The sequence below is a fragment of the Kribbella sp. NPDC000426 genome, assembly GCF_040300265.1.
In the GTDB taxonomy this organism is placed as follows: Bacteria; Actinomycetota; Actinomycetes; order Propionibacteriales; family Kribbellaceae; genus Kribbella.
Genome location: NZ_JBEPDK010000001.1, coordinates 1,226,972 through 1,244,036, shown reverse-complemented (window position 1 = coordinate 1,244,036; position 17,065 = coordinate 1,226,972). Strand labels below are relative to the sequence as shown.

Here is a 17,065-nt window from a genome sequence, read left to right as displayed (position 1 = left end):
GCGAGATCGCTGGGGTGAGGTCTTTGGCTGGTCAGGTTGATAGTCCGCTGCTGCAGGCGCTTGACCCGGATCGGGTTGAGGAGTTCTGGGCTGAGGTTGCTGAGCGGGGCGCGCCGTTGGTCGAGGCGTCGGAAGATGGGGACGTCTGGCTGACGTTTCTCTATCGCGGTACCGACGCGGTCGGCGGGGTGTCGGTGTTCGGCGGCCCCGCGGGATGGGACCCGCCGGGGAACCAGATGCGCCGGCTCGAGGGGACCGATGTCTGGTACCTGACCGTTCGCGTGCGCGGGGATCTGCGCTGCACGTACCGGCTGGCGGTCGACGACGTGGACAATCCGGATCTGGATTGGCGGGAGCGTACGGCGGACTGGTTCGCGGATCCGCTGAATCCCGCGACGTTCGTGTTCCCCGCGGACGAAGCGCTGGGCAGCGACGAGACATTGGTGTCGCTGATCGAGTTGCCGGACGCGCCCGCGCAGCCATGGATCGCGCCGCGTGCCGGCGGGAGCCGGGGCGAGCTCGTTCAGTACTCGCATCGGAGCGAGATCCTCGACAACGAGCGTCGCATCTGGGTGTACACGCCGGCGGGGTACAGCCCGGACGACGAGCCGTATCCGCTGTTCGTGTTCTTCGACGGGGACACCGTGCGCGGCCCGATGCCGGTGGACACGATCCTCGACAACCTGATCGCGGACGGACGGATCCCGCCGATGGTCGCCGTACTCGTCGACAGCTTGACCCAGGAGGTCCGGGACCGCGAACTTCCTTGTGGGGCAGCGTTTCTGGAGTATCTGACCGACGAGCTGCTTCCGTGGGTCGGTGAGAAGTATCGGATCACCGGGGATCCTGCGCGCACGATCGTCGCCGGGCAGAGTCACGGTGGTCAGGCTGCGGCTTTTGCCGGTCTTCGGCGTCCGGACATCTTCGGCAACGTGATCAGCCAGTCCGGGTCGTTCTGGTGGTCGCCCGAGGGCGATCCGGAGCACGAGTGGCTCACCCGCCAGTACGCCGAGGCCGAACGACAGCCGGTGCGCTTCTACCTCGAGGCCGGCTTGATGGAACGCGGCACGACGCCCAACCACGGCCCGTCGATCCTGGTCACCAACCGCCATCTCCGGACAATCCTCCGCAGCAAGGGCTACGACCTCCACTACACCGAATACAACGGCGGCCACGACTACGCCTGCTGGCGAGGCTCCCTCGCCGACGCGTTGATCACACTCGCCACCCGCTGACGGTCCGGACTGGTGAGCGACATGCGGAGGCTGATCGGGTGGCTCGTCCTCGCGCTGGTGCTGGCCGGCTGCGGGGACGAGGTGGCACCGAGGGCGGGGAGCACGCCGAGCTTGGGGCTGCGCGCGATCGAGCCGTCAACCGGCGTCCAGACAGCTGAGCTTCAGACGCCTGGGGTGACGCAGCCGGCGCCGTACCCCACAACTCCCTTGCCGGAAAGGCCGGAGCTGCCCGCGTCGGCGTACCAGCAGATCAGCGTTGCCCGGCTACAGACGCCGAACGCCGCGCTGCAGTTGCCGCCGGACGGGTACGCGCAGGTGATCTTCGCGTGCTCGTACGAGGAGTGGAGTTTCCAGTACGAGTACAACCTCACCACGAACTACAATCCGCCGGGGCGCCATCTGCGCGGTGACAAGATCGGCGATTTCCTTGGCGCGATCAGCGCGAGTGAGGTCGGGCGAGCGTTGGGGTCCCCGGCGGATCCGACATCGGACGATTGGATGGCACGGTCGTACACCGAGGACTCCTGGCCCGATCGCCAGTTGGTCACGGCGTACCAGGTCAAGCGCGTCAACCTGACCCGCGCCAAGATCCTCGCCGCCCGCAATGCCTACGCCAAGGGGTGTTCGGTCAAATACACCTCGCCGCTCCTCGACGCAGTGCACGTCAGCATCTACGCGTCTTGGAACTGGAGTATCTAGAAGCGGCGGCGGTACGAGACCTGGTGGCCGTTGTCGCGGGAGCTGCCGTCGAGGGTCCAGCCGGTTGACTCGTAGAAGCGCTGGCCTTGAGGGTAGTTGGCCAGCGTCCAAAGGATGGCTTCGGGGTAGGTGCTGGCGAGGGCCTGTAATGCCTTCTGCATAAGGGCTTTACCTACGCCTTGACGCCAGTACGCCGGGTCGACCGCAATCGTGTCGAGCTCGCCCAGGTCGGGGTCGACGGGGTCCCGGCTAGGCCCGATGCCCACCAGGCCGGCGATCGTGTCGTCGACCTCGGCCACCCACCAGTTGCCATCGGCAAGCGTGTCGGCCCAGCGCGCAATCCGCGCCTCGGTGACCTCGATCGTCGGCATCAACTCACCGAACCCGTCGTTCCACGACTCGACATAGATCTGTACAACGCGCGCCGCGTCGCCACGGGTGGCGGATCTGATCGTCGGCATGACCTGGATGATCCCACCGCCGGCCGCAGCGCGTGCCGCGAGGTCAGTACGTGCAGCTTCAGTTTCTCGGTCGACCGTCAGTCCGCGACGAGTAGCCGTACGCCGATTGCCGCCACCAGCAGGTCGGCGAGCGCCGTCGCCGCATAGGTGAGCATGCTGGTGAAGCCGACTCCGATGGCGAGCGGAGTCACGACCAGCAGCTGGAACGCGCCCAGCACGAGCGGCAGGGCGGCCCACCCCGCGGGCTGCAGACGGGTGCGCAGCGCGGCAACGCCGTACCCGATGAGACCCACGTCCGCGATCAGCAACCCGACCCCGAAGACAGTGCTGGCGGCATTGACCGCGGTCGAGTCGAATCGCTCGTCAGCCACCAGGATCAGCACGAGCTCACCCGGCACCGTGATCGCGAAGCCGACGACTGCCAGCGCCGCGAAGACCTTTGTCGACCGGGTACGGCGTACCGCGTCGGAGCGCACCAGTGCGTAGATGCCGACCGCCATCAACGCCTGAGTGAGGGCGAAGAAGACCTGCCCCCAACGGAACTGGGCCGGTGTGACCGGGTAGCTGAGGTAGTCCTCGCTGACGACCGGGTTGACGAACAGCAGAGCTGTGTTCCCCGCGATCGCCAGCAGCGCACCGGTGATCGCGGCGATTCCGCCGTACCTGCGGCTGCCGAGCCCGACCGCCTGATCGATGGAGCCGATTGCCATGATTCCCCCTCGCTGGTGTCTTCACTAGAAGACTCACTAGTAATGAGTCCAGTAGAGTGACGTCCCGTGGGAGATGTCAAGCAGTCGCGGCGGGAGCGGGCGCAGGAGACGCGTCAGCGGATGGTGGCGGCCGCGTATCGGCGATTCACCGAGGAGGGGTACGCCGCGACGCCGATGGAGGCGATCGCCCGCGATGCCGGGGTCGCCGTGCAAACGCTGTACTTCACGTTTCGCACCAAGGGGGAGCTGCTGCAGGCGGCGTACGAGTTCGCGGTCGAGGGGACGGACCGGGTGCCGCCGCACCTGTCGGAGTGGTGGCGTGGTGCGGAGGAGGCGACGGACGTCGAGACCGCCGTCCGCATGTTCGTCGACGGGACGATGACCGTGTTCGAGCGGGCGGCGCCGCTGGTGTGGGTGGTGCTCGGTGACGAGAACGCGCGGAAGAGCTACGAGTACAACGAGGGCCTACGGCGCGCTGGATACGAGCGCGCGATCGCATTCCTCAGCGCCAAACACCCACTGCGCGAAGGTCTGTCCAGCACTCGGGCGCGCGACGTTCTACTGGTTGTTCTCGGGCCGCAGCTCTACAGCCAGTTCACCCGGGATCTCGGCTGGACGCCGGAAGAGGTGGCCGGCTGGATGACAAGCGCCGTACTGGAGCAGTTGTTCGGGGTCAGTTCGGGATGATGAGGCCTAGCACGGCGATGGCTGCGGCGGTTAGTAGGAGGAACGTGGTGTCGAACATGCGGCTGCGGACGTGGAGCAGGCCGGCGGCTGTGTCGGTGAGGGCGGCGCGGAGGAGGCCGGCGAGGCCTACGGCGCCGGCGAAGATGAGTACGCCGTTCCGCCAGTCGTAGAACCAGAGCACGACCAGGCCGGTGAGGGCGGCCAGGAGTGACAACGCTAGCGGCCATTGGCTGCGCCGCTGGGCCTCTCCTGCCATCAGCACGTCACTCTCACCTTCAGCACAGGTACTACGGTCACTGGGCCAGACTCGCTTCCGCGGCCTCGACGACGTTGGTGAGGAGCATGGCCCGCGTCATCGGGCCGATACCGCCGGGCATCGGCGCGATCCAGGCGGCCTGTTCGCGGGCGGCGGGCTCGATGTCGCCGACGATCTTGCCCTCGGCGTTGCGGCTGGTGCCGACGTCGAGCAGTACGGCGCCGGGCTTCACCATGTCCGCGGTGATCAGACCGGCGGACCCGGCCGCGGCGATCACGATGTCGCCGGTGCGGACCACCGTGGCGAGGTCCTTGGTGCCGGTGTGGCACTGGGTCACGGTCGCGTTCTCGGACTTCCGCGTGAACAGCAGACCCATCGGCCGGCCCGCGGTCACGCCGCGGCCGACGACGACCACATGGGCGCCGGCGATCGGTACGTCGTACCGGCGCAGGATCTCCACGCAGCCCTTCGGCGTACACGGGAGCGGGCCGTCCTGGCCGAGGACGAGCTTGCCGAGGCTCATCGGGTGCAGGCCGTCGGCGTCCTTCACCGGGTCGATCAGCTCGAGGATCGCGTTGGTGTCGACGTGCTTCGGGAGCGGGAGCTGGACGATGAAGCCGGTGCACTCCGGGTTCTCGTTGAGCTCGCGGACCTTCGCGGCGATCTCGTCCTGGGTCGCGGTGTCGGGCAGCTCGACCTGGATCGAGGAGATCCCGACCGCGGCGCAGTCGCGGTGCTTGCCGGCGACGTACGCGCGGCTGCCCGGGTCGTCACCGACCAGAATCGTGCCGAGCCCGGGCACCACGCCCTGCTCGGCCAGCTTCGCGACCCGGACCTTCAGCTCGTCCTTGATCGCCGCCGCCGTCGCCTTGCCATCCAGAATCTGAGCTGTCACGCCACCAGAGTCTGCCATGCACCCACCGAACCCCGGACCTCCACCACTCCTCAACCCGGTTCCTGGGTGCCGGCGATGAGCGTGAACGCGGCCGAACGCCGGACCTCCACCACTCACCAACCCTGCTCCTGGGTCCGGCGGTTAGCGTGAACGCGGCCGACTGTGGAGGTTCTGGTGGGGTTGGTGAGTGGTGGAGGTGCGGATCGCCAGGCCATCACAATCGGTGCGGGGCCGCGGTGCCGCGTGGGGCTCGGGCGGCGCGGCGGATTGTGATGGCCTGGGTTCCTCAGGTGGTGAGCTTGTACACGGTGGTGCTCCCGACTGTGGTGGCCGTGTAGTTGGAGGTGACCCAGGACTGGATCTCGGAGGCTGCGGACGAGCTGCCGCCACCGCCCTGGCTGCCGGAGATGTAGTAGGCGATCTTTCCCTCGGCCACCCACTGCTTGAACTGCGCGAGAGTCGGGGCGTCGTCGGTCCCGCTGAACCCACCGATCGCGATCACAGCCTTCCCAGTCGCCAGCTCGATCGAAGCCGCCGACTGCGAGCCGCTCACGGCGGCTGCCCACGTGGTCGTCGTCTTCGCCAAGATCGCAGTCAGTTCACTACTAACCTCCCCACCCATCCCACCCCGCTGCCCGCCAGCACCAGAGGAGCCGGCGGCGCCACCCTGCCCGGAGGTGCCGGAGGTGCCGGAGGTGCCTGAGGTGGTGGAGCGGGTGGGTGGGGGTGCGCCTGGGGTGCCGGGGGTGGCGTCTGGCATGCCGGCTCCGCCTGCGCCGCCTAGGGCGGTGCTGGCGGGGCCTGAGGTGGGGATGGAGCCGTTGTGGGGTTGGGAGGCGGTGGAGGCGGCGTACGTTGTGGTGCCGAGGCCGAGTGAGAGTGCGAGGGCGAGGATGACGGCGGGGAGGGCTCGGCGGGTGCGGTGGGTGGCGAGGACTAGGGCGGCGCCGACTAGGCCGGCGGCGAGTACGACGTACTTTGCCCACGGTAGGAAGGTTGGTGTGCGGCCGAGGAGGACGTAGTCCCAGGCGCCTGTCGCCAGGACCATCGCGGCGAGTGTCGACCGCGCCGCGAGTGAGGAGCGCTGCTGCCACGCGACCCGCACGCCCATACCGACCAGGCCGGCGATCGCCGGGGCCAGCGCGACCGCGTAGTACGGATGCACCGTCCCGCTCATGAAGCTGAACACAATCGCGGTCACCAGCAACCACCCGCCCCACAGCACGAACCCGGCCCGAGCCAGGTCCGTCCGCGCCGCGCGCCGCGTCAGCCACAACCCGCCGACCAACGCGATCAATGCCGCAGGCAACAACCACGAGATCTCGGTCCCGAAGGCAGAGCCGAACATCCGGGTCAGACCAGTACTCCCACCAAACCCGGTGTTCCCGCCACCGCCACCACCACCGTTGCCCTGACCACCGAACAACCGCCCGAGCCCGTTGTACCCAAGCGCCAGCTCCAGCAACGAATTGTTGGTCGACCCACCGATATAAGGCCGACTCGACGCAGGCCACAGCTCAACCAGCGCCACATACCACCCAGCACTGACGACGACAGCACCCAACGCCACAACCAGATGCACGAGCCGCCGCCGCAACGACGTAGGCGCCGCGATCAGATACACCAGCCCGAACGCCGGCACCACCAGCAGCGCCTGCCCCATCTTCGTCAGGAACGCGAACCCGATCGCAACCCCGGCCAGCGCCAGCCACCGTGCCGAAGCCTTCTCCAGCGACCGTACGACGAAGTACGCCGCAGCCACCATCAACAGCACAAGCAACGCATCCGGGTTGTTGAACCGGAACATCAGTACGGCGACCGGCGTCAAAGCCAGCGCCGAACCGGCGATCAACCCCGCCCCAGGCCCAGCGAGCCGTCGAACCGTCAGATACAACAGCCCGACCGCAGCGATCCCCATGAACGCCTGCGGCGCCAGCACGGTGAAGCTGTTGAAGCCGAACACCCGCGCAAACGCCGTCGCCACCCACAGCGCGCCCGGCGGCTTGTCGACCGTGATCGCGTTCCCCGCGTCGAGCGACCCGAAGAGCCACGCCTTCCAACTCTGTGTCCCGGCGAGTTCCGCGGCGGCGTAGAAGCTGTTGCCGTAGCCCGAGGCCGTCAGGTTCCACAAGTACAGGAACGCGGTGCCGACGAGCATCGCGAGCGCGGCCGGCCGAACGTACGCCGCCTGCGCCGCCGGCCCGCGCACGATCCGCCGCAACCGGCCGGGCGCTGGTTCGGCGGGGCGTTGTTCCACTACGGGTCGGTCGAGCAGCGTCGTCATGATCGTCTCCAGGTCGCGGATGGGTTCCACTGACGACGGTGCCAACCCCGACTCCGGCCACCCTGGACACCGGCTGGGAGGTTCCTGTGAGCCGGGAATGCCGCCGCGCTTGCCGTGGTTCGGGCAGATAGTTTATTCTTGAACTACCGACCAGCGAGGAGCCACCATGCCCGCCGTGACCGTCAGCGACATCACCGTCCTGCCCCGCATCACCCAGCCGGACCCGGCGATCGCGCACGAGCGCGCGGTGAAGTCGGTGACGTCCGCGCCCAGCGGCTACGAGGGCGAGGGCTTCCCGGTACGGCGTGCGTTCGCCGGCGTGGACCTCCGCGACCTCGACCCGTTCATCCACATGGACCAGATGGGCGAGGTCGAGTACGCGCCGGGGGAGCCGAAGGGCACCCCCTGGCACCCGCACCGCGGCTTCGAGACCGTCACGTACATGCTCGACGGGATCATGGAGCACCAGGACTCCAACGGCGGTGGCGGCGTCATCTCGAACGGCGACACGCAGTGGATGACCGCGGGCTCGGGCCTGCTGCACATCGAGACCCCGCCGGAGCACCTGGTGCTGAGCGGCGGCCTGTTCCACGGCATCCAGCTCTGGGTGAACCTGCCGAAGGTCCAGAAGTGGGCCGCGCCGCGCTACCAGGACATCCGCGGCGGTGACGCTGCGCTGCTGTCCACGCAGGACGGCGGCGCGCTGATCCGCGTGATCGCCGGCTCGGTCGACGGCCACGAAGGGCCCGGCTCGACCCGCACCCCGATCACCCTCGTGCACGCGACCGTCAGCCCGGGCGCCGAGCTGGTCATGCCCTGGCAGCCGGACTACAACGCGCTCGTCTACGTCCTCGCCGGTCAGGGTACGGTCGGCGCCGAACGGCGTCCGTTCCGCAAGGGCCAGCTCGCGGTCTTCGGCCCCGGCGACACGATCCGGACCCAGGCCTCCCAGACCCAGCCGCAGGCCGAGCCGAACCTGGACATCCTCGTGATCGGCGGCCGTCCGATCCGCGAGCCGATCGCGATGGCCGGGCCGTTCGTGATGAACACCCGCGCCGAGGTCATCCAGGCCTTCGAGGACTTCCAGGCCGGCAAGCTCGGCAGCATCCCCGCGGTCCACGGCGCCCCGACCGAACTGCGGAGCACCGACTAACCCTCGGGATAGAACAAGAACAGCGTGCAGCCCTGAGCGGACTGCGGTACGTGCGACGACCCGGCCGGGGCGTGGATGAACGAACCGGCCGGGTAGTCGCGGATCCCGTCGTTGAACACGCCGTCGACGACGAACACCTCCTCCGGTCCCGGGTCGTGGACGTCGATGCCTTCCCAGCGTGATCCCGGATCCATCTGCAGGACAAAGGCTTTCGCGACCTCGCCGGACCAGAGCGGTCGCAGCGTGATGCCGGGGAAGAGCTCCCGGACCGGTGCGTCGTCGACCGACGCCCACTCGTAGTTCTGCATACCTCCGATCCTCCGCATTCCGAGGCCCGAGACCCAGTGTCTGGACAGTCCCGATCAGGTACTTTCTTGCCATGCACCGAGTCGTCGCTCTGGTCAGCCCGCCCCAGGCGAGCTTCGAACTCGGCTGTGCGGCGGCCGTGTTCCGCGAGGCGCCGTACCGCTTCAGCGTGTGCACAGAGCACCCCGGGCCGGTCCGCACGACCGAAGGTTTCGACCTGATGGTCACGTCCGGCCTGCGGGCGTTCGATCGGGCGGACACGATCGTCGTACCGGGTTGGCTGCCGATCAACCGCGAACCCACCCAACGCGTACTGTGGGCGCTCACCCGAGCACATCGGCGGGGAGCCCGCCTGGTCAGCATCTGCTCAGGAGCTTATGTACTGGCGGCGACCGGGCTCCTCGACGGACGCCGGGCGGCAACCCATTGGCGGTACGCCGACGAGCTGCAGCACCGATTCCCCGCGGTACAGGTGGATCCGGACGTGCTCTACATCGACCACGGCGACGTCGCGACCAGCGGCGGATCCGGGACCGGCATCGACCTCTGCCTCCAACTGGTCCGACGCGACCACGGCGCCGCTCACGCCGCGCGGGTCGCACGACGGATGGTCATGCCGCCACATCGCGAAGGCGGCCAGACGCAGTACCGCACCGAGGAGCAAGCGCCGGTGGCGTCGTTGGGTGACCTCCTCGACTGGGCGGCCGATCATCTGGCCGAGCCGCTCACGCTCGAGGACCTTGCCGGGCAGGCGAATGTCTCGCCGCGGACGCTCGCGCGGCGGTTCGCCGACCAGCTCGGGATGGCACCCGGCCAGTGGTTGCTCGCCCAGCGGATCGCCAGAACCCGCGTCCTGCTGGAGGAAACGGACCTCCCGGTCGAGACGATCGCCACCAAGGTCGGCCTGTCGTCGGCGACCAATCTGCGCAGGCGTTTCAAGACCGCGCTGCAGACAACCCCGAGCGCCTACCGCCGGGCGTATCAGGGCATGTAGTCGCCGCTGTCGTCGAGCGTGATGTATTGCTCGATGCGTGGGTCGTCCGGATCCCCGCCGTAGAGCTCGACGAACCGCCGCGCCGCCGGGAGACCCCCGTATTGCGGGTTCAGGCCGCGCAGGCTCTTGAACATCAGCGCGAGGTCCAGGTAGCGGTCGCCGGCGCCGAGACGTCCGAGGTCGAGGATGCCGCAGAAACGCAGGGTCTCTGGGTCGATGAAGACGTTGGGGGCACAGTAGTCCCCGTGCGTGACGGCGTCTCCGGCACCGGGGAACGGTGACGGGAAAGGGCAGCCCGAAAGCTCGTCCAGCGCGCGGAGACCGTCGGCCATCGCCGCGAGGACTGCGGGGCGGTCGGCCGTCGGCCAGTCGTCGGAAGCGTCGCGGCCGGCCAGCTCCGTGGTCAGCATCCAATTGTTGCCGCGGTCAACGAGCTGAGGGCACGGGAAGCCGGTCGAGCCGAGCCACGCGAGCCGGTCCGCCTCGAGATCGGCGCCGGCACCGGCCTTGTAGTAAAGGCGTTCCGACCCACGATCGAGCCGGACGACCGTCGCTCCGGAACAGCCGCCGACGACCGGTTCGGCGCTAGCTGCGCCGAACCGGTTCTGGAGAGTATTCAGATCCACTCAGCGAAGGTTACGGTGCAACGCCGAGATCAGCTCCCCATTTGAATCGCCGTCGAGGGACCAGATCATCGCGCCGCCGAGATCGCGGTGGTCGATGTAGCGCGCCTTGCGGGCCATCTCGACCGGGTCGTCCCAGGTCCAGAACGTCGTACCGTCGAACAGCCAGGCGAACCCGGCCCGGTTGTCGCGGTACACCGTGTAATCCGAAAGGTGAGCCTTGAGCAGGCGGTAGTCCTCGGTGCCTGCCTCGTACGTCGCGGGTGCCGGGCCGGTCGACGGCTGGAACAGGCCGTGGTTCGCGTTCGTCACGCCGGTCCAGCCGTGCGAGTAGAACGGCACGCCCATCACCAGTTGGTCGCGCGGTGCGCCGCGGGACAGGTACGCGTCGATCGTGACCTGCGAGCTGAACTCCGGTGTGGTCGGATCGCCCTTCGGTCCGTCGATCGCGGACTGCTGGTTGGTGAGCGTCTCCCACGGACCGTGGTAGTCGTAGCCCTGCGTCGTACCGAAGGTCAGGTCCTTGAACAGCTTGCGGACCTCGAACCCCTTGTCGATCATCGTCGGGTTCGCGGGCAGGAACGCGGTCAGGTCGTACTTACCGGGCCGGCCGGACAGCTTGTCCAGCTGCTTGCGGTACTCGTGCACCAGCGCGGTGAAGTTCTGCTTGTCCTCGGGCCGGATCACGTTGCCCGGGTTGCCTTCGCTGGCCGGCCACTCCCAGTCGAGGTCGACGCCGTCGAAGATGCCCTTCGCGGCGCCGGCGGGGAGGCCGGGCAGGTTGCCCTTGAGCCACATGTCCAGGCACGACTTCACGTGCGCGGCCCGAGAGGCCTGCGTGAGCGCGGCGTCGGAGAAGTGCGCCGAGCCGGTCCAGCCGCCGAGCGAGATGCTGATCCGGAGCTTCGGGTACTTCTTCTTCAGTTCTCTGAACTGGTTGAGGTTGCCGTTGAGCACCTGTCCGGGCTCGTCGGCCTTGCCGTTCACACTCTGCTCGGCGGTGAACGGTCGCTGGTAGTCGGCCCACGGATCGCTGCTGATGCAGTTCCCCTGGGCGTCGACGAAGCCGAACGCGTAGTTGATCTGGGTCAGCCGGGCCGCGGCCCCGGTCTTCACCAGGTCGCTGACCAGGTAGTTCCGGTCGTACCCGCTCCAGTTGGTGTAGTACCCCACCACTCGCTTGGTGTCACCGTGGGCCTCCGCAGGTACGGCAGCAATCGTTGGAACGACCATCGCCGCGGCCACCAGCAGCCCCACACTCCGACGCTTCATTGCACCCCCATCGGATGAGTTGATGCGCACACAGTAGGACCGCCTCCCGACTTACACAATGTCTCTGCAAAAACTCGTGATGCCCCGCCCGGAGTCGCGAGGTCGAGCGTGAGAGCAAGCTGGCCGATGTCCTGATCAGCGGCCGGACTCCCGGGCCGGAGCGTTCGGTCGGCGCCTTCCTGCTGTCGTTGCCGGTCCTGCTGGTGCCGCTGCCGGGTCTGCTCGGCGGTCTGGCTCTGCTCGTGTTCTACCGGCCGTTCCTCTTCGCCGCGCCGTTCGCGGCGATCCTCTTCGTCATCACCGCGATCTTCCGCCCACGCCTCAACCGCCTCCCTCGCAACGCCCGGGCCGTAACGCGACAACAAGCTCCCCAGCTGTACGACGTCCTCGACCGCCTCGCCGCACAGACCGGTACGCCGAAACTCGAGAGCGTCGTCGTCACCACCGGCACCCGGATCGCGATCGGTCGCATCGGCTGGCGCTACCGCCGCGTGCTGCTCCTCGGCCTCCCGGCCTGGGTCGCGCTCAACCCTCAGGAGCGGTACGCCGTCCTCGCACACGCCACGTACGACGACCAGCGCGGCACTCACGATCGCGTCCTCGGTGCGGCCGAGCACATCCTCGGCGAACTCGCCGCGGCCGTGCAGCCGGGGGCGCTCGACTCGGCCGGGGACGGGAAGCTCAAGTCGTCGGAGGGGGTGGTCGTCCTGGTCGGGCAGGGAAGTGACGACCAGGTCCTGCACAGCCGGCTCGTCCAGATCGCCAACGCGGTTCTCGGCCCGCCGATCCGCGGGTACCGCCGCCTGCTGCGACGGCTCGATCTGTCCGGTCGGCAACGCCGCGAGTACCGGATCGACCGCCGGGTCGCGGAGCTCGTCGGCTCGGAGCCGACTGCGCGTTCGCTGGAGCGCCTGCTGCTCGCCGGCGCCTGCTTCCGCGCGCTGGCACGCGCCGTCCGGTTCGAGCCGGGGTGCGATCCGCTCGACGTACTGCGGCGTACCGCCGCCGAGATCCCCGACCACGAGCTGGTCCGGCTGATCCGGGTGGATCAGGCGCAGAACGGCCGGACCGACGCCGACCACCCGCCGACCTGGCAGCGCACGCGTCTGCTCCGCGCGAACCCGACACCGACGACCAGCGTGTTCGCGCCGTCGAAGGACGACGAGCTCGCCGCGGCTGCCCGGGCGGCCGTCAGGGACTACGACTGACGGGATTCGTCAATCATCGGCCGGGTCGGGGGCGTGCGGCGGATAGGGTCGCGGGTATGACGACTGTGCAGGCGGACCTCGCGCCGACCGGTGTACTGCGGGCCTCCATCAACCTCGGGAACCCGGTGCTGGCGAACGGTACGCCGGACGCACCGGGCGGAGTCACGGTGGATATCGCGCGGGAGCTCGCGAAGCGTCTCGAGCTGCCCTTGGAGCTGGTCTGTTTCGACGCGGCGCGGAAGTCGTTCGAGGCGATGACGACCGGCCAGGCGGACATCTGCTTCCTCGCGATCGACCCGGCCCGGGCAGAGGAGGTCGCCTTCACCGCGCCGTACGTCGTGATCGAGGGCGTGTACGCCGTACCACGGGACTCGCGGCTCGCCACGGTCGCCGACGTCGACGCCGAGGGTGTGCGGATCGGGGTCAAACAAGGCTCGGCGTACGACCTCTACCTGACCAGAACGTTGCAGCAGGCAACGGTTGTGCGCGGTGCGGAAGGTGTCGACGTGTTCCGCGCCGAAGGCCTGGAGGCGGCGGCCGGGATCCGGCAGCCGATCACGGCGTACGTCGCCGAGCACCCGGACCTGCGCGTGATCGACGAGCGGTTCATGCAGATCCAGCAGGCCGTCGGCACCGCCAGGTCGAAGCAGGCAGACACCGTTGCCTACCTCCACGGCGTGATCGAGGACCTCAAGGCCTCCGGTTTCATCGCCGCCTCGCTCGCAGCCTCCGGCCAGGCGGACGCCATGGTCGCGCCGCCTGCCTGATCGACTTGCCCTTACGGGCAGTAGTGAGGCAGGAACCTGCCGTGGCAGGTGATACAGGCAACCTTTCGGTCCAGTCCGGACATCTACCGTTAAGTGGTCGCTCGACTCCGCTCCGTGAGGAGGCGTCGGGCGGCCCGATGTGAGGACAACGATCGGGAGGGACTCATCGTGGTATCCACACCACGATCGAGGCGCCGCGGTGCAGCCGCCGTCGCCTCGATCGCCGCTTTGAGCCTCGGGCTCTCCGCCCCGGGCCATGCATCAGCCGCTGCACCACAACCTCATCCACTGGCCGCGAAGACGGTCAAGCTGAAGGACCAGAGCGTCACCCTCATCACCGGCGACCGGATCACGCTGAAGGGCGGCGACCCGGCCAAGCCCGCCGTGCAACCCGGCGCAGGCCGGACCAAGGTCGCGTTCAGTTCGTACCGGCTGAAGGACCACCTGTACGTCGTACCGTCGGACGTCCGCGAGCAACTGTCGACAGGCAAACTCGATACCCGCCTGTTCGACGTCACCGGACTGATCAAGGCCGGGTACGACGACAAACTGCCGCTGATCGTCACGTACAGCGGGAAGACCCAGAAGCGAGCCGCGATCCCGGGTGCCAAGGTCTCGCGGCAACTGCCCGTCATCAACGGCGCCGCGTTGACAGCCACGAAGCCGGCCGGCGTGCTCAGCGCACCGGGGATCGACAAGATCTGGCTCGACGGCAAGCGCAAGGTCACGCTGGACCAGTCGGTCCCGCAGATCGGCGCGCCGACCGCGTGGCAGGCCGGGTACACCGGCAAGGGCATCCCGGTCGCCGTCCTCGACACCGGCATCGACAAGTCCCACCCGGACCTCGCGACCCAGGTGGTGGGGGAGAAGAACTTCACCGACGCACCGGACGGCGACCACTTCGGTCACGGCACCCACGTCGCCTCCACGATCGCCGGTACGGCGGCCGCGTCGAACGGCAAGTACAAGGGCGTGGCCCCGGACGCGAGGCTGTACGACGGCAAGGTCTGTGACGACTTCGGCAGCTGCCCGGACTCCGCGATCCTGGCCGGCATGGAGTGGGCCGCGACCGAGGTCAAGGCGAAGGTCGTGAACCTCAGCCTGGGCGGCACCGACACCCCGGGGATCGACCCGCTCGAGGAGGCCGTGAACCGGCTGACCGCCGAGACCGGCACGCTGTTCGTGATTGCCGCCGGCAACGACGGCCCGACCGAGCGCACCATTGGCTCGCCGGGCAGTGCGGACGCCGCGCTCACCGTCGGCGCCGTCGACAAGCAGAACGGCCTGGCCGACTTCTCCAGCCGCGGACCGCGTGTCGGCGACGGCGCCGTCAAGCCGGACATCACCGCACCCGGTGTGTCGATCGTCGCCGCCAAGGCGAAGGACTCGATCATCGGCGAGCCGGTCGGCGACGATTACCTGCGCCTCGACGGTACGTCGATGGCGACGCCGCACGTAGCGGGATCGGCCGCGATCCTGGCGCAGGAGCACCCGGACTGGAAGGCCGCCGAGCTCAAGGGCGCGCTGATGGGTTCGGCCAAGCCGTTCGACGACCAGACCGCGTTCGAGCAGGGCGCCGGCCGGGTAGATGTTGCCAAGGGCATCAAGCAGACCGTGATCGCGGAGCCCGGCAACGTCTCGTTCGGTACGGCGGTGTGGCCCCACGACGACGACACCCCGGTCACCAAGACCCTGACGTACCGCAACCTCGGCGACCAGGCGGTCACGCTCGACCTCACCGCGTCGCTCAACGGCCCGGACGGCAACCCCGCGCCGGCCGACGCACTGAAGCTGAGCGCAACCTCCGTCACCGTCCCGGCGGGCGGCACGGCGTCCGTGCAGGCCACCTCGAACACCAAGCACGACGGCCCGGACGGGCTGTACTCGGGCCGGATCACCGCGACCGGCGGCGACGTCAGCGTCACGAGCGCGATCGGCGTGGAGAAGGAGCAGGAAAGCTACACGCTGACCCTGAAGGCGATCGGCCCCGACGGCAAGCCGGCGCCGGTCGAAGGCGTCATCACGGCCCTGGAGCGGAGCTTCTTCCAGTTCCTCGGTGACGGCAACGACACGATCAGCCTACGGCTGCTGAAAGGCGAGTACCTGGTGCAGGCGAACCAGTTCGTCGAGCACCCGGACGGCAGCTTCACCAGCTACAGCCTGGTGCAGCCCTCGATCCAGCTCACCAAGGACACCACGGTGGTGTTCGACGCCCGCGCGACCAAGCAGGTCAAGGTGACCGTTCCGCAGGCCGATGCGAAGGTTGCGCTCGCCGACGTCGGCTTCGACCGGACGTCCGCCGACGGAAACTACGGATTCGGGTACTCCGGTCTGGCGTTCGACTTCGACGGCCTCTACAGCGCCCAACTCGGTCCCGCGTTGCCGCCGGACCAGCTGACCGGCCACGTTGCGTCGCAGTGGGCGAAGCCGGACGCGAACGGTTCGTTCAACGACTCGCCGTACCTCGTGGGTCAGCTGAACGCCTTCCCGGGCGTCTACCCGACCGGTTTCGTCCGGGCGGTCAAGGCGAAGGACCAGGCCGTCGTCAAGCAGGCCACCAACGCCGCGAGCGACCGCGCCGTCGAGCGGATCCTGATGGGCAACGGGCCCGGGATGAACGGCGGCTGGTCGCCGGTTCTCGACTACGGCAAGGCCCCGCTGACCACGACGCTGTACGCCGACGCCAAGCCGGCGACGTGGCAGCTGGAGACCGACGAGATCACCCCGGGCACGGACCCGAACGACCCGTTCCCGCAGACGATCACCCGGCTGGAGTCGCCGGTGAAGTCGTACCGGGCCGGCAAGTCGTACCACGAGCGCTTCAACGCCGCTGCCTTCACCACGGCGCCGGACCTCGCGGCCAGGGCCCAGAACGATCTGGCCATCTACGCGTACGGACTGGCCGACGCGGACGGGAGCAGCGGATTCAGCGCCACCGATGCGCAGTCCAGCAAGCTGATCCGGGACGGGAAGGTCGTCGCCGAATCGCCGTACTTCGGGTACGTCGAGGCGAGCGGTCTGCCCGCGGAGAAGTCGACGTACACGCTGGAATCGACGCAGACGCGGCAGTCGTTCAGCGCGTTCAGCACGCGGATGGATCTGCGGTGGACATTCTCGTCGGCAGCGACCGACGAGCAGCAACCGCTGCCGTTGCTCGGGATCCGCTACCGGCCGACCGTGAACAGCCACAACGTGGCCGAGCGCAAGCCGGTCACCGTGCTGCCTGTCGTGGTCGAGGCGCAGCCGGGTCAGCCGTTGCCCAAGATCCGGAAGCTGACGATCCAGGTCTCCGGTGATGACGGCAAGACGTGGCACGACGCCGCGGTCGCGCCAACCGGGCATGGCGGTTACAAGGCGATCTTCGTGACTCCGAAGACGGCCAAGGGCATCTCGCTCAAGTCCGAGCTGGTCGACGGTGCCCGAAACATTACGGAACTGACCGTTATCGGCGCATATCCGTTGGCCTGACCGTGCAACCCCGGAGACCGGTCGTCACGTTGTGAAGGCGCGCAGAC

16 protein-coding genes are annotated in these 17,065 nt (G+C 68.4%); 8 read left to right on the top strand and 8 right to left on the bottom strand.

The annotated features are described in order from the left end of the window. Positions 1 to 23: 23 nt before the first annotated feature. Together fes and ABT313_RS06030 are read left to right on the top strand one after the other, a co-directional pair. Positions 24 to 1,235: an enterochelin esterase gene (fes, locus tag ABT313_RS06035; protein ID WP_350849174.1), complete on the top strand. Its 1,212-nt coding sequence runs from the start codon at positions 24 to 26 to the stop codon at positions 1,233 to 1,235. A 21-nt stretch (positions 1,236 to 1,256) separates the two neighbouring features. Then, complete coding sequence (locus tag ABT313_RS06030; protein ID WP_350849172.1) at positions 1,257 to 1,934, top strand: hypothetical protein; 678 nt, start codon at positions 1,257 to 1,259, stop codon at positions 1,932 to 1,934. Here ABT313_RS06030 and ABT313_RS06025 read toward each other — a convergent pair. Both ABT313_RS06025 and ABT313_RS06020 read right to left on the bottom strand, forming a co-directional pair. Further along, positions 1,931 to 2,395, bottom strand: coding sequence for a GNAT family N-acetyltransferase (locus tag ABT313_RS06025; RefSeq protein WP_350849170.1), 465 nt, complete (start codon positions 2,393 to 2,395; stop codon positions 1,931 to 1,933). The two genes, ABT313_RS06030 and ABT313_RS06025, sit on opposite strands and share 4 nt — an antisense overlap. Positions 2,396 to 2,472: 77 nt before the next feature. Beyond that, positions 2,473 to 3,105 (bottom strand): hypothetical protein, encoded by a 633-nt coding sequence (locus ABT313_RS06020; protein ID WP_350849168.1) that lies wholly within the window; start codon positions 3,103 to 3,105, stop codon positions 2,473 to 2,475. Between the two features lie 66 nt (positions 3,106 to 3,171). Between ABT313_RS06020 and ABT313_RS06015 the strand changes: the two genes are divergently transcribed. Continuing rightward, the gene (locus ABT313_RS06015) at positions 3,172 to 3,792 is read left to right on the top strand and encodes a TetR/AcrR family transcriptional regulator (protein WP_350849166.1); all 621 of its coding nucleotides are present in this window, start codon (positions 3,172 to 3,174) and stop codon (positions 3,790 to 3,792) included. On the opposite strand, the gene ABT313_RS06010 is transcribed toward ABT313_RS06015, so the two are convergent. From ABT313_RS06010 to ABT313_RS06000, 3 genes are all read right to left on the bottom strand, one after another. Beyond that, positions 3,779 to 4,048, bottom strand: a complete 270-nt coding sequence (locus ABT313_RS06010; protein ID WP_134106630.1) for a DUF3017 domain-containing protein — start codon at positions 4,046 to 4,048, stop codon at positions 3,779 to 3,781. The two genes, ABT313_RS06015 and ABT313_RS06010, sit on opposite strands and share 14 nt — an antisense overlap. Positions 4,049 to 4,085: 37 nt before the next feature. Next, positions 4,086 to 4,943 carry a bifunctional methylenetetrahydrofolate dehydrogenase/methenyltetrahydrofolate cyclohydrolase gene (locus ABT313_RS06005; RefSeq protein ID WP_350849162.1) on the bottom strand — a complete coding sequence of 286 codons (858 nt, stop codon included), beginning with the start codon at positions 4,941 to 4,943 and terminating at the stop codon, positions 4,086 to 4,088. 286 nt (positions 4,944 to 5,229) lie between these two features. Next, entirely contained in the window at positions 5,230 to 7,257 is a 2,028-nt protein-coding gene (locus tag ABT313_RS06000) for an ArnT family glycosyltransferase (protein WP_350849160.1), read from the bottom strand. 136 nt (positions 7,258 to 7,393) lie between these two features. Between ABT313_RS06000 and ABT313_RS05995 the strand changes: the two genes are divergently transcribed. Further along, a complete protein-coding gene (locus tag ABT313_RS05995) occupies positions 7,394 to 8,380 on the top strand; it encodes a pirin family protein (protein ID WP_350849158.1) in 987 nt (328 codons plus the stop codon). On the opposite strand, the gene ABT313_RS05990 is transcribed toward ABT313_RS05995, so the two are convergent. Next, positions 8,377 to 8,688, bottom strand: coding sequence for a cupin domain-containing protein (locus ABT313_RS05990; RefSeq protein WP_350849156.1), 312 nt, complete (start codon positions 8,686 to 8,688; stop codon positions 8,377 to 8,379). The genes ABT313_RS05995 and ABT313_RS05990 overlap by 4 nt on opposite strands. Before the next feature lie 71 nt (positions 8,689 to 8,759). On the opposite strand from ABT313_RS05990, the gene ABT313_RS05985 reads away from it, so the two are divergent. Continuing rightward, the gene (locus ABT313_RS05985) at positions 8,760 to 9,680 is read left to right on the top strand and encodes a helix-turn-helix domain-containing protein (protein WP_350849154.1); all 921 of its coding nucleotides are present in this window, start codon (positions 8,760 to 8,762) and stop codon (positions 9,678 to 9,680) included. On the opposite strand, the gene ABT313_RS05980 is transcribed toward ABT313_RS05985, so the two are convergent. Beyond that, positions 9,668 to 10,306, bottom strand: a complete 639-nt coding sequence (locus ABT313_RS05980) for a phosphotransferase (RefSeq protein WP_350849153.1) — start codon at positions 10,304 to 10,306, stop codon at positions 9,668 to 9,670. The two genes, ABT313_RS05985 and ABT313_RS05980, sit on opposite strands and share 13 nt — an antisense overlap. Continuing rightward, the gene (locus ABT313_RS05975; protein WP_350849152.1) at positions 10,307 to 11,575 is read right to left on the bottom strand and encodes a glycoside hydrolase family 18 protein; all 1,269 of its coding nucleotides are present in this window, start codon (positions 11,573 to 11,575) and stop codon (positions 10,307 to 10,309) included. Between the two features lie 188 nt (positions 11,576 to 11,763). Between ABT313_RS05975 and ABT313_RS05970 the strand changes: the two genes are divergently transcribed. The 3 genes from ABT313_RS05970 to ABT313_RS05960 all read left to right on the top strand — a co-directional run bounded on the left by ABT313_RS05970 (position 11,764) and on the right by ABT313_RS05960 (position 17,018). Then, positions 11,764 to 12,783: a M48 family metallopeptidase gene (locus ABT313_RS05970; protein ID WP_350849150.1), complete on the top strand. Its 1,020-nt coding sequence runs from the start codon at positions 11,764 to 11,766 to the stop codon at positions 12,781 to 12,783. A gap of 56 nt (positions 12,784 to 12,839) precedes the next feature. After that, on the top strand, positions 12,840 to 13,550 hold the full coding sequence (locus ABT313_RS05965) for a transporter substrate-binding domain-containing protein (protein ID WP_350849148.1): 711 nt from the start codon (positions 12,840 to 12,842) through the stop codon (positions 13,548 to 13,550). Between the two features lie 228 nt (positions 13,551 to 13,778). Beyond that, the gene (locus ABT313_RS05960; protein WP_350849146.1) at positions 13,779 to 17,018 is read left to right on the top strand and encodes a S8 family serine peptidase; all 3,240 of its coding nucleotides are present in this window, start codon (positions 13,779 to 13,781) and stop codon (positions 17,016 to 17,018) included. Positions 17,019 to 17,065 lie beyond the last annotated feature (47 nt).

Coding starts and splice junctions, on each gene's coding strand:
- ABT313_RS06020 (WP_350849168.1), bottom strand. CDS start 3,105: ATGGCAATCGGCTCCATCGATCAGGCGGTCGGGCTCGGCAGCCGCAGG.
- ABT313_RS05975 (WP_350849152.1), bottom strand. CDS start 11,575: ATGAAGCGTCGGAGTGTGGGGCTGCTGGTGGCCGCGGCGATGGTCGTT.
- ABT313_RS06010 (WP_134106630.1), bottom strand. CDS start 4,048: ATGGCAGGAGAGGCCCAGCGGCGCAGCCAATGGCCGCTAGCGTTGTCA.
- ABT313_RS06030 (WP_350849172.1), top strand. CDS start 1,257: ATGCGGAGGCTGATCGGGTGGCTCGTCCTCGCGCTGGTGCTGGCCGGC.
- ABT313_RS05985 (WP_350849154.1), top strand. CDS start 8,760: ATGCACCGAGTCGTCGCTCTGGTCAGCCCGCCCCAGGCGAGCTTCGAA.
- ABT313_RS05965 (WP_350849148.1), top strand. CDS start 12,840: ATGACGACTGTGCAGGCGGACCTCGCGCCGACCGGTGTACTGCGGGCC.
- ABT313_RS05995 (WP_350849158.1), top strand. CDS start 7,394: ATGCCCGCCGTGACCGTCAGCGACATCACCGTCCTGCCCCGCATCACC.
- ABT313_RS05990 (WP_350849156.1), bottom strand. CDS start 8,688: ATGCAGAACTACGAGTGGGCGTCGGTCGACGACGCACCGGTCCGGGAG.
- ABT313_RS06025 (WP_350849170.1), bottom strand. CDS start 2,395: ATGCCGACGATCAGATCCGCCACCCGTGGCGACGCGGCGCGCGTTGTA.